A 14,111-nucleotide genomic window follows, 5' to 3' on the forward strand; every position below is an offset into this window, starting at 1 on the left:
ATGGTGTTGTGTGCGCCAAAAGGGACCGAGATCCCGCAGCGCATCAATGACATCCCCGGCTTCAAGGGCCTGCCTGGCAGGCCACGGGCACCGGGCGGCCGCGCCATGGCGCAGCGGCGGCGCGGCACTGCCGAGGCCGGGATTGCGGACGACCCCGAGGACGGGGCGGAGCCGTCCGGACACGATCCATCAAGGGAACAACCGAATGGAAAACCGGGGACAAGACACAGAGGCCGGCGGCTTGCAGATTAGCCTGGACGACAGCGCGCGGCAGCTGCGCGCGGCATATGCCGCCATGCCGGGCCGCATGGCGCCAGACCGCGCCGCGGTGCAAGAGGCGCTGGCCAGGGGCGGCTGGGCGGAGGCGAAACTGGATACCGCGGCAATCGGCGCCTTTCTCGCGCAATGCCAGCGCGCCATCGAGGGGACGCCCGTGGAGGCGCTGATCGGCGAACTGACCGACGGCTACTTCGATCTCAGCGTCAGCAGCGACAACCTGAGCGTGCGGCTCAACCTGCTGCCGCCGCAGGGCGGGCGCGAGGTGACACGGGACGATATCCGTGCCGCGCTGGCCGAGCGCGGCGTCAAGGCCGAACCGGACAGCGCGGCACTGCGTGGCGCGGTCGAGGCCGGCTATTGCGACGGGCTTGAGATTGCCACGGGACGCGCGCCGCTGCCTGGCACGCCGGCGCGCTTCGAGAGCCTGCTGGCCCCTCCCAAGCCGCTGGTGGCCGAGGACGAAAGCGGCCGCATCGACCTGCGCGACCTGGGCACGCTATTGCTGGTGAATCCCGGCACGCCGCTGATGCGGCGCATCCCGGCACGCCAGGGCAGCGACGGCATCGACGTCTTCGGCAAGGTCGTGCCCGCTGTGCCGGCCATCGATCCGCCTTTTGCGGACGGCCTGACCGGCGTGGCGCCGGATCCCGCCGATCCCGAGGTACTGGTGGCGGCGATCTCCGGCTCGCCGGCCTTGTCGGCGCAGGGCGTATCGGTGAGCCCGGTGGTCGATGTGGAAGCGGTCGACATGCACTCCGGCAACGTCACCTTCGACGGCACGCTGCGCGTCAACGGGGATATCAGGACCGGCATGACCGTGCGCGTGACCGGCGACGTGATCGTCAGCGGCACCATCGAGGCTGCCCATGTGGAGGCGGGCGGTAATGTGGTGGTGAAAGGCGGCATCATTGGCAAGGCCGAGGGCACACATCAAGGCTCACATCAAGGTTCACATCAGGGCGCCGAGGGTGTCGCGCTGGCGCGGGTGACCTGCAAGGGCTCGCTGCATGCGCGCTTCATCGAAAGCGCGGTGGTCGAGGCCGGCACCGAGGTCAAGGTGGAAAGCGGCATCCGCCAGAGCGATGTTTCCGCCGGGCGCAGCATCATTGCCGGCAGCCCCAAGGGCGGCCAGGGCAACATCACCGGCGGGCGCTGCCGTGCGCAACTGGCTGTGCGTACCGCCACCCTTGGCGCCTCCGCGGGTACCGCCACCACCGTGCAGGTGGGCACCAATCCCTACGCCGAAGCCGAGAAGGCCGAGCTTGAGGCCCAGCGCCGCCAGCTGGAGGCGGAGCAGGCCAAGGTGCAGCAACTGGTCAGCTTCTTCGCCAAGAATCCCGAGAAAGCGGTGGGCGACCTGCGCGAGAAGGCGCGCGCCACGCTGTTCAAGCTTACCCGCGACTCGATTGCGCTTGACGCCAGGCTCGCCAAGCTTGCCGAGCAGCTTCGCCCGTCTCCCGAGGCGGTCATCGAGGTGAGCCGGCGCATTCACGGCGGTTGCAGCCTGCATATCGGGCAGAAGTCGATGAAGATCATGGAGGACAAGCCGGGCGGCCACATCCGGCTGGTGGAGGACCGCATCGCGCTGGTCTGAGTCCCCCTGCGTCCCGTCGCACGCCGGCCGCCGCGCTCTTGCGCGGCGGTTTTGCATGTGCCGCACGAAACACAATGCGGAACACGACGCGGAACACGTTACGTGACGCGTAACATGCCCCGGCCCCGCCCGGGCCGCGGCGCCCGAGCCCCCGCGCAAGCGCCAATCCCTTGCCCCACAAGGCGCAGCGGCCAGCCCGGCTCCGCCAGAGAGCCCGCGCCGGCGGCTGGCACGTGCCTTGCAAAGTAGCCTGTCAGGCGTCCCCGCTGGCGCCGTTCCAGAAARAGACAACAGGAGGGATYATGGACATGGCACTCACCAGCCGGGCAGGCGTAGACAGCATCACCTCGCGAGGCGTCTCGCCGGTCGTGCCATCGGCCATGTCGGCGCGGCAGGTTGCCAGGCTGCCGCTAGCGTCGCACGGCACGGCGCCGCTCAGGGCGGTGGTGATCGACGAATGCGCGCTGCTGCGCCTTGGCCTGGCCCGCATGCTGGAGAGCATGCCTGGCGTGGAGCAGGTGGACGGCGTGGATCCCGATGATCTCTCCATGCACGGGACGACGATCCGCGAGGCCGGCTTGCTGGTGTTTGGCATGCCGCAGGACGTGACCAGCGGCTGGCGCCTGCTGCGCAAGCTGCGGAGCATGCTGCCCGCCCAGCGGGTGCTGCTGCTGTCGGACAATATGTGGCTGCACATGCCGCCGCCGGAGATGGGCTACGGCATCTGCTGCTGCCTGCCCAAGACAGCAGCCCTTGTGACCCTGGAAGCCGCCATCAGCAGCATGCTCGAGGCCGAGGTGCTGGCCGCCTGAGCCGCGCTTCAATCCACCCCGGCTGCGTCTGCCACGGCGGCGATCCTCTCCCGCAGCCAGAGGATTGCCGGATCGGCATGGTTGCGCGGATGCCAGGCCGCGAACAAGGAAAACCCGTTCGCCTCGACGGGCAGCGCAAAGGCGTCTAGCCGGTCGCCATAGCGTTGCGCCAGCCGGCGCGGCAGCGTGGCCACATAGTGGCTGTGGCTGAGCAGTTCCGGCACCAGGGTGAAGGTCTGCACCGATAGCACCACCTTGCGCCGCCGCCCCAGCGCCTCCAGTTGCTCATCCATGTAGCCGTGGAAGCTGCCGCCGCTGGTGGAGACCAGCACGTGCTCCAGCGCGCAATACGCATCCAGGTCCAGCGGGCGCATGCCGCGCGGATGGTGCTTGCGCTGGACCATCACGAAGCGCTCGTCGAGCAGCTTCCTTGCCTTCATCGACGGCGCCACCATCCGCTCTGAGCCGATCAGCAGGTCCACTTCGCCCAGATCCAGCCTGGCGCCGATGGTGGCGGGATCCGCTGCCACGAATGCCATCTGCACACCCTGGCCCGCCACCCCCGACAAKGTTTCCATCAGCCGTAGCCCGAGCACGGCAATGGCGTTGTCGCTGGCCGCCACCACAAAGCGCCGCGTATCGGTCAGCGGGTTGAACGCCGCGCGGTGGCGCACCACGGATTCCAGGTTCTTCAGGGCCGCATGCAGCGGCTCGGCCAATGCGTTGGCCAGTGCGGTTGGCGTCATGCCGCGGCCCGTTTCCGTGGGGATGAGCAAGGGATCGCCAAAGACATGCCGCAAGCGCGCGAGCTGGGTGGAAACGGCGGGCTGGGTCAGGTGCAGGCGCGCCGCGGCCCGCGTGACATTACATTCCGCCAGGAGCGTGTCCAGCGAGACCAGCAGGTTCAGGTCGATGCCTCTGAGATCAATCATGTTGATACGTCGGATATCAGTAATTGATTTCAAAGATAGGTGGGCGCTGCCTAGAGTGCAATCGTGCTCGCACATCGACGCGCCATCTCATCGGAGGAGAACGACATGGACATGAACATGGACACGAACCTGAACACGAACATGAAGGCCTGGATGCTCGACCAGCCCGGACAAGCCCTGGCATTGCGCGACGTGCCTGCGCCGCAGCCGCGAGCAGGCGCAGTGGTGGTGCGGATGGAGGCGGTGCCGCTCCTGAGCTACACCCGCGCGTACCTGCAAGGCGCGCTGCCCTACGCCTACCCGCCGGGGCCTTTCACCCCCGGCACCAACGGCATCGGGCGGATTGCCGCGGTGGGCGAAGGCGTGCAATCGTTGCAGGTTGGCCAGCGGGTCGCCGTGAATCCGCTCTGGCGCAGTAGCGAAGCCGGCCCGGAGCCCGAACAGGCCCTGATCGGGCTGACCGGCATCAGTGCTGGCAGCGCTGCCATGCTCGCCGCTTTCCCTCACGGCACGCTACGCGAGCTGGCCGAGATGCCGGCCTCGACATTGATTCCGCTGCGCGGGCTCGACCATCTGAGCTCCGCGCGGCTGGCGGCGCTGGCCAAGTTCGTCGTGCCATTCGGCGGCCTGCGCCGCGGCAGGCTGCAGGCGGGCGAAACGGTGGCCATCAATGGCGCCAGCGGATACTTTGGCAGCGCGGCGGTGATGGCGGCGCTTGCCATGGGTGCTGCCAGGGTCATCGCGCTAGGGCGGCGCGCCGCCTCGCTGGAACGGCTGGCCGCGCTTGGCGGCGGCCGGGTGACGCCGGTGGTCCTGCACGGCGAAGCCGACGCGAACGCCGAGGCGATCCGCGCAGCCGCGGGCGGCCGGCTGGACCTGGCCTTTGACATGGTCGGGCAGGCGAGCGATGCCAGCGCCACGCTCGCCGCGCTCAAGAGCCTGCGGCGCGGCGGTCGGCTGGTGCTGATGGGCAGCATGACGGTGCCGCTGCCGATTCCCTATGGCGAGATGCTGCGCAACAACTGGGAGCTGATCGGCCATTTCATGTACGAGAGCGCCGATTACCTTGCCTTGGTGGCACTGGCAGCCTCGGGTCAGTTAGCGCTGGATGCGGTGCGGTTGGAAACCTTTGCCTTCAGCGAACTGGAAAGTGCGATCGATGCGGCGGGGCGCATGGATGGGCTGGCATGCACGGTTGCGCTGCTTGGGGCGGGTGGGGTGTGACKGGGGGGAGGCGGAGCGTCAACGCGTCCATGCCACCGACAGCCAAATAGGCATCTTGCAGCACTCCCAAGTATGAACCACGTTCACTTGTCTGTAAATTCAGACATGTAGCTATTCAGTATCGCAAATGGCAGGTCTATGTTGATCCTTCGTCACAACCGTTCCCCATCGGCAGCGGTTGCGGCGATCGACGAGGGAAGCGTCGATTTTCTGAAGCCCCAACATAAGACAGGAAGAACATGCCACAAACTGCTCACGAAGCGGTGACCTCGCCTATGGACCCGGCCGGCACCCGCTTCACGCCAACCCGGCTCAGCGCCATCGCGCTCGCCTCTCTGGCGCTGACCCTGGGTGCCTGCGGCGGCGACGATCCCGTTGCTACCACCCCGGCTTCAACCACCCCGATAGCGGTCGCGGGCTGCGAACTGAACGGCACCACCGGGGGCGAAGCCGTGGTGCTGCCGGGCGACCCCAACGCGCCGGAGATCGCCACCGGCTATGCGCCCAAGAATACGGTCTATGCCAAGACCTATATGGCGGTGACCAACAACCCGGTCTCGACCAAGGCTGCCTGCGACGTGCTGAAGAACGGCGGCACGGCGGTGGACGCCGCGGTAGCGGCGCAGATGGTGCTGAACCTGGTCGAGCCGCAATCCTCCGGCATCGGCGGCGGCTCCTTCATCATGTACTACGACGCGGCCACCAAGCAGGTCACTGCTTACGACGGGCGCGAGATGGCGCCGGCCGCCGCCGACGGCAACTATATCCAATGGAAGTCCGCCGCCGACCAGACCACGCCGGCGCCTAACGCGACGCACAGTGGCCGCTCCATCGGCACGCCCGGCACGTTGCGCGTGCTGGAGCTGGCGCACGGCGAGCACGGCAAGCTGGCCTGGAAGGACTTGTTCTCTCCCGCCATCAAGCTGGCGACCGACGGGTTCCCGATTCCGCCCCGCATGGCTGCCGCGATCGCCTCGGCGGGCAGCAACCCGATGACGGCCCCGAGCATCAAGCGCGATGCCGAGATGGCCGGATACTTCCTCAATGCCGACGGCACCCCGCGCGCGGTCAACACCATCATCAAGAACCCGGCCCTGGCCAATGTGTTCACCTCGGTCGCCAGCGGTGGCGCGGATGCGTTCTACAAGAACGGCCCGATTGCCCAGGCTATCGTCGCCAAGATCCAGAACACTTACGGCGGCACCGCCACGCCGGGCCTGACCACGCTGGCTGACCTGGAGAGCTACGTCGCCAAGAAGCGCAAGGCGGTCTGCACGACCTATCGCGAGTACGAGATCTGCGGCATGCCGCCGCCGTCGTCCGGCGGCATCGCGGTGGCGCAGATCCTGGGCATCGTCGAGAACTACGAGATGTCGCGCTATGCGCCGTCGAACATGGACAAGAACGGCGGCCGCCCGAACGTGCTCGGCGTCCACCTGATGGCCGAGGCAGGCAACCTGGCCTATGCCGACCGCAACAAGTATGTGGCGGACACCGACTTCATCGGCCTGCCGGGCGGCAGTTGGGAAAGCATGCTGAACAAGCCTTACCTGCGCAAGCGGGCGGACCTGATCAGCACGGTGGGCTCCATGACGCTGCCGGTCGCCGCGGGGGACCTCGGCGCTGTGCCGCTGGCCCCGTCGGTCATCAACGAGCACGGCACCACGCACCTGTCGCTGACCGACAAGTACGGCAACGTCGTCTCCATGACCACCACCATCGAGGCCGGTCTCGGCTCGTATCACTTCACCAACGGCTTCCTGCTCAACAACCAGCTGACCGACTTCAACGCGGCACCGGCCGATGCCGGCGGCGTGCCGATCGCCAATCGCGTGCAGCCTGGCAAGCGCCCGCGCAGCTCGATGGCGCCCACGCTGGTGTTCAAGCGCAATGCCGACGGCTCGCGCGGCGACTTCTACATGACCACCGGTTCGCCGGGCGGCGCCAGCATCATCCAGTACGTAGCCAAGACCCTGGTGGGCGTGCTGGACTGGAAGATGGACGCGCAGCAGGCCGTGTCGATGATCGACTTCGGTGGCTCAAACAACGCCACCAGCGGCATGATGGTCGGCGGCGAGCATCCCAACGTGGATGCCACCAAGCCGGCCGGCGGCCTGGCCGGCGACAACGATCCGCTGGTCAAGGGCCTGCGCGGGCTCGGTCACGTGGTCAACGTGACGGCGCAGTCGAGCGGCTTGAGCGCGATCATCCGCACCACCGTGGGCGGGTCGACGGCGCTGGTCGGCGGGGCCGATCCGCGTCGTGAAGGCGTGGTGCTGGGCGATACGTTCAAGCCATAAGCCGGGGCGGAAAGGTTTGCGGAAATTTCTCCGCATGCATTGGGAAGTGGCTGGTAGGCCGATGCGAGTCCGCTCRCTACAGTAACCACTTACCGCTCTCTCCCCGGGGGTGGTTTTCCCGAGAGGGCCTAATCCCTTGGTCCTCCTTCCGTGGCGCTGCATGCTCTTGCATGCAGCGCTTTTTTTTCCTCGCCTTCCCCACCGTCCCACCACGGGTTTCGCCTACCAGACCCGGATCTTGAGCTGCAGCGAGATGCAGCCATCCACCTTCCCCCGCATCGTCGGCACGTAGATCAGGTTTGCACCCACGCGCCCATACTCGACGCTGATGATGGGTGCCGCCATCGGCGACCATCCACCGTGATTGACATCCGGATACCCCCGCACCGCGCCAGCCGCGGCACCGATCCGCACCGGGCCAAGATGCAAAGGCTGCCAGGTGACGGTTGCATAGGTGGAGTGAAAGCGCATGCTGTTGCGGTACTCGCCGGCCGACAAGGTGAAATCCTCGGTGATGCGGACATCCGCGCCGAAGCCCCAGTTGGCCGCGTTGTAGTGCGCCGCATGATTGAAGTGGTAAGAGAAAAACCCGGCGTTCAGCCAGACCTGGGGGCTGAAGGCGGGCGCCGGCGTAGCCTGCGCCGAATCTGCCGGGGTGTCTGGCGGCGTGCTGTCATCCGCGCGAGCGGTGACGGCCCACAGGGATGCGCCTAGCGCAAACACCATCAGGAGCTTGCGCGAAAAAAGGCGATACCTCGCCGCGCCAGGAACTGGATAAGCATCCATGGCCGCTTCCTTGTCGATTGTCTTGGCTGGGAGCTGGCTGGACGCGACGCGAATCGGCGTGCGGGCGCAGCCATCCTGCGCGAGTCCGGCGTGGCGCCGGCGGCCCTAGGTGGCGGCGATGTGCATGATGTTCCCCGGTTGCGTGGCAAGTGCGAACGCGTACCGCGTGCTGCGCGGCCGCTTCGTCATCGGTCCCGGCGGCTAATTGGATCGGCGGGCCGGTTTTGTATTTATCGTGTTACCAGTCTGGTGCTTCGGCGCGTGGGATTCAATCAATCGAAAGCCGTAAGCCTATGGAGGGGATTGGAGGGCAGCGGATATCRACCTTCCGGAAAAAACGGGACATTGCGCGAGCTTGCGCAGGCAGGCGGGGGCGGGAGGGTTGATATGCCGCTGGCGGCTGCCAGGCGGCAGCGCCAGGGCATGGCGCAATCAGGCAAACACGCGTTTGACGATGCGGGCAGGCGAGCGCCGCGGCAGAGGCTGCGGCGCTTGGGTCATACGGGAGACGCGCTGGCGGAACTAGCCGGGCTGTGCGTCATCGCGCGCCAGGCCAGGTGCGCGGTGCCGGCGGGCGGCGCCGCACGCATGGCTTGCGCKCGCACATCCGGAAAATCCGCTGCGTCGAGCCAGACCGACAGGAAGGCGCCCATCGCATCGAGCAGCGTGTCCGAGTTGATGCCGGTCGGCCCGCCCACCTTCGGGCAGATGACCAGGTGGGTGCCCTCGTGCGAATACACGCGCAGCGTCTTGACGAGATCCGCCGGCTGCAGACGATGCTCCGAGCAGGGCACGCTTGGGAAGCCGAACGCCAGCAGGAATTCTTCTTCCTCGGCCTGCCCTGTGCAGAGAATCACCTTGGGACGCATGCGCTGGCGCTGCGCCGCGATAAAGCGGAAGCGCCCGCCCTGGCGGCAGAATTCCACATAGCGCCAGTTCGGGCTGAGGCACGGATTGCGGCGAAAGGACTCGATCTGCGACAGGTCCATCTGCTGCGGCTTGGGCAGGGGGTAGAGATTGATCTTGAACTCCCAGCCACGCGGCGCGTAGAGGTATTGGTCGAAGTAGCTGCGCCAGTCCAGCCCCGGCATGGTTTCACGCAGCGTGGCCGCGCGCGTCGCCGCCATGATGCGGGMGAGGCGCTGGTGCGTTTGCCAGCGCGGCATGTCGTGCCGGTGGCGCTCGCGGAATGCGCTATCCCAGGCAGGCGGCTCATGCACAGGCGCCAGCGAGGCACCCGGCGAAGACGCAAGCAGGTGCGGCTCCTTATCGCATATCCAGACAGCCGCGCCGATGTTCCCCCCCTCCATGCCGGCGTACGAAGAGAAATACGCGTCCAACTCCTCGCTGCTGAAAACTGATGTCATTTGATCTCTCATTCGTCGTGGCCCGTCATGCAAGTCCCTGCCGGCGCGCGCGGCGCGCGACAGGGCTCCCCAAGTGGCAGCGGCATGGCGCCGCGCGCCCGCGCGTGAATGACAAGGACTAGCRCAATCGCCGTGCCATCTGGCCGATGGCGCTAGCCGACGCGGCGCAGTGGCGGCGAGGGGCGGATGCGATCAGGCTGGAAGCCGCGCCAGATAAGGGGTTGCGGGCGATTTGCCTATGGCGGGGAATAGGGCGGATGTCGTGGGCCGCCGCGAGGCAGTGTTACGCCGCTGTTACGCGTTACGTAACGTGGGCGGTGTGGGGGAACGCGGAGGGTATCTTGCGTACTGCGCGAACGCGTCGTCGTACGGCGTCGGATGGCCGACTCAGCAGCATCAATTGCGGCGCGCGTACGCTTTTCTTCGCAACGAGGTAAGCGCGCGCCTGACCGTTCTGACGCACAAGCTTGGTTGGGCCGGCGCTGGACGCATTTTCGCTCCCTATGCCCAGCCTGGACGAGATCGGCGAGGTCACATTGAGCCGCGAGCGCCTTAATCTGGCCGACGTGCTGCAGGACAATGGCGTCGTTGAGTCGGGCGACCTGCCGGCGGCGGTAACGACGCAAACGCGCCCCGTATGCAAATGCCCGTTGCCAGCGCGCCAAAGACTGTCGTCGCAATCGAACGCACCGGCGGCAGGGGCGCCAACAAGCAGGCGGCGCGTTTCACTGGCTGGCGGCTCTAGTGTTGTTTGCGCAGGGCTGTACCCTTGCGGTGCAGCCCTCCAATCTAGGTGCTAGCATCAAGCATGCGCTCAGGCCGGGCTGGGGCGCACACGACGAATCTAGAATCTACCGTAGATGGGCAGGCCCCAAGATATTGGGCAGTGCAGAGCGACGGGGCCGTCGCGCAACTGTTGGGAAGAGACCACCATGTTAGCCAGATACGCTCGTAATGTTGCCAGCGGTGCTCGTCTCTATTGGCAAAGCCGTATTGCCCCGCATCCCATAACTTCGTTCGCGTTTTTTCTAGCGTTTTGCGCCGTAGAAATTTTGTTGATCGTGGCCGCGAGATTTGAGTTTTCGCTTGCGTGGTTAGCTGTTTGGCTAAGCTTCCTGGTCGGAGATATCAGCACATTAATAAGAGTGGCTAGATGTCGGAACTGTGGAATTCTTGTGGTACCCGCTCCCGCGTATCGTAAAGAGTGCCCGGTTTGCGGCCACATAATGTTTCCGTGAGCTTAATGCTCTCGTCAGAAAGCAACGTCACCCACTTTTCGCAAACCCCTCTGCTTTGGTCTTGTTGCCTTTGTCGTGGAACTTTGCGGCATGGCGTTTGGCTTTGCAATCGACTATGGCCCCCACAATCCGCTTTCCTTTGTGGCGTTCGGCATAGTGGTATTGGCTGCGCTCACCGAATTCGTCGCCATTATTTGGGGCTGGATTTAGATTTATCGTATTTTTCGTAGTTGGCGACACAAAGCGCGGCACTGAAGAAGCGCTGGCCGAGATAAGCTGTCCCCTCTGTTTGAAGCAAAGAATATCATTCAGCGTTATGCCGGCTACCAACTCGACCCCGGCGTCGAGTTTGAGGAGGTTGAGCCTTTCGTGGTACCCGCTGGCGCAAGCTACATCGTTGAGGCGGGCTTAGAGCTAAAGAAGGATGAAGAGGTCGCGGCCACGCAAATCGTCCACGTTGGCGCGGGCGAGATGGCAAGCTCAACGCAAAAGCGCGCCAAGTAGCCCAGTACATTCATGCGCGGTCCAGCTTACGCGCCGGCTTTGCGTCATGCGCAACGAGACGGTAGGCTCGGCTTCGCCGATTGGCTTGCGGCCATGACCGCGCCCAGCTCCGCCGCGAGTCATCGTCTTTGCCGGCCTTGCCGTTGTCGTCATCGCCTAGTCCAAAACCCGGTGCAGCTGGCTACATGAGGCCCAGAAACAACAAAGCCCAACCGGGAGGGCTGGGCTAAGTGTTTGATTCCTATGGTGCGAAGAGAGGAATCGAAAAACTTCCGTAATCCGGCATGAAATAAGGGATCTAGTGGCGATAGATGCGATTCATACCCCGTTGCATACCCCCAATTTCACGCAGTACCCCATAACGAGTGATTCTTTCGCCACTGTTGCCAAAGGTTGGCAAGGCGCCGTCAAACCCGAAGAGGGGCCGCGGGTGAAACACCTGCCAGAGGCATCGGACCGGGCTAGTTCTTGGAATGGGCAGCGGAAATTCGTGTCTAACTGCTCAGGCGCGCCAGGAGGCCGCGATGAGCATATGTATCAGAAACCTCACAATCTGCGTGGCCTTACTGCTGACCGGTTGCGTGGTAGTGCCTGCTTATGATGGCTATGGCTACCCGGCCTACGGCGCCTATCCCTACGAGCCTTACTATCCAGCCTACCCCTATGGCCCCTATTACAACTACGGTTGGTGGCCTGGAATTTATGGCGGTGCGGTTTTCTTCGGCGGCGGTGGCCATGGCGGGGGACGCCACGGCGGGCGCGGAGGTGGCCGCGGTCGCTGAGCCGTGTCGCTTCATTTCTTGCACGTCGCCATCACCCGCTCGTTCACGCCCAGCCGGTACAGCCTCGCGCCCACCTGAGTCAGTAAGGCCCGTCCCCTCGTTCTCCTGGTCCGTTAGCCGCTTCACCTGCTCCGCAGCGCGCTCGTCACGCCGGGTGCCCCTCRGATTTGAGGCTGCCGCTCCCCGCGGATATGATGGCGACTGAGGCGGCGGCGCTCTCGCCACGACGGATGGCGCCATKACCGCATCCCAGATGGAATCAACCGCGACTTCACAATGAAAACCCTCGGTATCGCTTTCTATTTCCTCGCTACTGCCGCGCTATCCGCTCAAGCAGTTGAAGCGCCTGACAGCCAATGGCAGCGCGTTGGGTTGTCGCTATCTGAGCTTGTTGGCCGTGGTTACGGCATTGCCGCGGTTACGAGCGACTCGTCTCCAAATGGGGTATCAACCGAAACGTTCTTCCTTCAAAGGGGCGAAAGCGCATACAAATGCATCGAGGTTCATGCCATTGATTTCAAGGCAAAAAAGTCTGCAGCGCTTTTTGATTGCTTTGAACTCGTTACGCCCTACGCAACACCTCGCGCCAAGTGAGGGGAGTACGCGGGACGGTGCGGGCCGTCTTGCGTCACCCTACGTGGCCTACCTAGACGCCCCCATCGCCGCCTTCAGCCTGACCTCATACCCGGCGTGCAGCGCCAGCTCGGCCAGCGCCGCCATCACCATAGATTTGACGCTCTCACACATGGCCCGCGCGGATGGTGAGGGCCGTGCAGGCGGTGCCCCTACTTGAGACGGCCCGATGAATTGCCGTGTGCTCATCCTCTTCGCGGTTGCTCTCATCTCTGCTTGTACGGGGCTACCGGCGCCAAGTCTCTGTTCACCACAGAGGGACGCGCTGGGCAGGATCACCCGTAGCCATACGGCCGTCGCGGAATTCAAGCGGCTCAATCCCTGTCCGGCCAACGGCGTCCGCTCTGGGCCATGCCCGGGGTACGTTGTCGACCACGTCATCCCCCTCTGTCATTGCGGGACCGACGCGCCAAGCAATATGCAGTGGCAGAYGGTCGAAGAGGCCAAGGTCAAGGACAGATGGGAGCGCAGTATCTGCAGCGCGCCATCGTCGGCGCGCTGACGCCACTCCAGAAGGTCTGCCCTCGGCTGCAACCCCTCTGGGCCGGGCACGTCCCAAATGGGCCCGTTGCCCCGATGTCAGCGTTTCCAGACTATCGGCGCGGAGGCAGAGCAGGCGGCCACCTTGCCGGACCAGCTCCTGCTGGTAGTGAGCTTGATGAGCTGTTCGTTGACCGGCTCGATCTGCCGTTGCCTGCGCTCGGCCAGGCTGTTGGCCACGGTGGTAAGCGCTGCCTTGCACGCCGTCTCCGCCGCGCTAGATCGCACGGTGAACTGCTGATAGCGATAGTTGACCATGAGGGTGAAGCCGTCCGGAACGTATTCAACCGTGTATTCGGTGTCCATGTCATACGTCGACATCTGTCGGCTAGCAGATGGCGCGGGGGTAGTGCAAGCCGCTGATACCAGGCAGGCCATTGCTGCCAACACCTTCTTGTATTTCACAGCATGATCTCCATGGATTCCGTTGCAGGAAGCGAAGCGCATCTTGGCTTGTGTGCGAGTCTGGGGCTGGATGGTACCAAGGAATGGCGGCGCAGGAAGCCGGACGGATATGGGGGCGGCATGTTCCTGCAATGGCGGCTGGCGCCACCGCGGCATACCCGCTGTTAGACAATAGACGGAACTAGAGAAATCCAGAAACCGGCTACTGGATTGGGTTTGACGGTGATCCCGAATTGAATGCCGAAACTGAACACGATCTATACGTCTTCCGGCCCGATACTAACCACCAAGAACAAGCCGGCGCGCAGCGCTGCCGTTGCGCAGCATAGCGAAGCCCAACACCAAGCCGCCACAAATGAGGCCAAGCCACCCGAGGCGCAATCCCAGGGGATTGTCTTGCCGCGGGATGGCTTCTCCCGTTTCAAGCAGCTCCAGCCGTTCCTACCGGTCAGCCGCGAGACGTGGCGGAAATTGACCCGTGACGGCTTGGCGCCGGCACCCCAAAAATGGGGTGGACGCCGGGCAAAGTTTGCAAACGGCGGGCAACAAAAAACCCAGAGAGCGTTACGCTGTCTGGGTTTCTAGGCAATGCTGGTCAAACTTTGGAATTCTTATGGTGCCGAAGAGAGGAATCGAACCCCCGACCTTCTCATTACGAATGAGCTGCTCTACCGACTGAGCTACTTCGGCCCACCATCCGTCAACAACTGGATGA

The 14,111-nt window shown here is 64.6% G+C and carries 10 protein-coding genes and 1 tRNA gene; 5 read left to right on the top strand and 6 right to left on the bottom strand.

The features are described 5' to 3' along the window. The first annotated feature begins 205 nt into the window (after positions 1–205). Positions 206–1,873, top strand: coding sequence for a DUF342 domain-containing protein (locus AC1DS3_RS24590; RefSeq protein ID WP_441639555.1), 1,668 nt, complete (start codon positions 206–208; stop codon positions 1,871–1,873). A gap of 302 nt (positions 1,874–2,175) precedes the next feature. Then, positions 2,176–2,685, top strand: coding sequence for a response regulator (locus AC1DS3_RS24595; RefSeq protein ID WP_441639554.1), 510 nt, complete (start codon positions 2,176–2,178; stop codon positions 2,683–2,685). 8 nt (positions 2,686–2,693) lie between these two features. On the opposite strand, the gene AC1DS3_RS24600 is transcribed toward AC1DS3_RS24595, so the two are convergent. Then, positions 2,694–3,617, bottom strand: a complete 924-nt coding sequence (locus tag AC1DS3_RS24600; RefSeq protein WP_441639553.1) for a LysR family transcriptional regulator — start codon at positions 3,615–3,617, stop codon at positions 2,694–2,696. A 141-nt stretch (positions 3,618–3,758) separates the two neighbouring features. Here AC1DS3_RS24600 and AC1DS3_RS24605 point away from each other — a divergent pair, with 141 nt between their 5' ends. Together AC1DS3_RS24605 and AC1DS3_RS24610 are read left to right on the top strand one after the other, a co-directional pair. After that, the gene (locus AC1DS3_RS24605; protein ID WP_441639572.1) at positions 3,759–4,841 is read left to right on the top strand and encodes a zinc-binding dehydrogenase; all 1,083 of its coding nucleotides are present in this window, start codon (positions 3,759–3,761) and stop codon (positions 4,839–4,841) included. A gap of 275 nt (positions 4,842–5,116) precedes the next feature. Continuing rightward, entirely contained in the window at positions 5,117–7,141 is a 2,025-nt protein-coding gene (locus AC1DS3_RS24610) for a gamma-glutamyltransferase family protein (protein ID WP_477128143.1), read from the top strand. 222 nt (positions 7,142–7,363) lie between these two features. Here the strand turns inward: AC1DS3_RS24610 and AC1DS3_RS24615 are convergent, their stop codons facing one another. The 3 genes from AC1DS3_RS24615 to AC1DS3_RS24625 form a co-directional block, all read right to left on the bottom strand. Further along, entirely contained in the window at positions 7,364–7,927 is a 564-nt protein-coding gene (locus AC1DS3_RS24615; protein ID WP_441639552.1) for a hypothetical protein, read from the bottom strand. A 497-nt stretch (positions 7,928–8,424) separates the two neighbouring features. Continuing rightward, a complete protein-coding gene (locus AC1DS3_RS24620; RefSeq protein WP_477128141.1) occupies positions 8,425–9,294 on the bottom strand; it encodes a transcriptional regulator in 870 nt (289 codons plus the stop codon). Between the two features lie 1,265 nt (positions 9,295–10,559). Further along, the gene (locus AC1DS3_RS24625; protein ID WP_477128142.1) at positions 10,560–10,862 is read right to left on the bottom strand and encodes a hypothetical protein; all 303 of its coding nucleotides are present in this window, start codon (positions 10,860–10,862) and stop codon (positions 10,560–10,562) included. Between the two features lie 1,232 nt (positions 10,863–12,094). Between AC1DS3_RS24625 and AC1DS3_RS24630 the strand changes: the two genes are divergently transcribed. Continuing rightward, a complete protein-coding gene (locus tag AC1DS3_RS24630) occupies positions 12,095–12,412 on the top strand; it encodes a hypothetical protein (protein WP_441639550.1) in 318 nt (105 codons plus the stop codon). A 618-nt stretch (positions 12,413–13,030) separates the two neighbouring features. Here the strand turns inward: AC1DS3_RS24630 and AC1DS3_RS24635 are convergent. Both AC1DS3_RS24635 and AC1DS3_RS24640 read right to left on the bottom strand, forming a co-directional pair. Further along, complete coding sequence (locus AC1DS3_RS24635; protein ID WP_459373187.1) at positions 13,031–13,396, bottom strand: hypothetical protein; 366 nt, start codon at positions 13,394–13,396, stop codon at positions 13,031–13,033. Between the two features lie 614 nt (positions 13,397–14,010). Further along, positions 14,011–14,086, bottom strand: a tRNA-Thr gene (locus AC1DS3_RS24640). Positions 14,087–14,111 lie beyond the last annotated feature (25 nt).

It is taken from the genome of Cupriavidus sp. 01L46 (genome assembly GCF_056399905.1).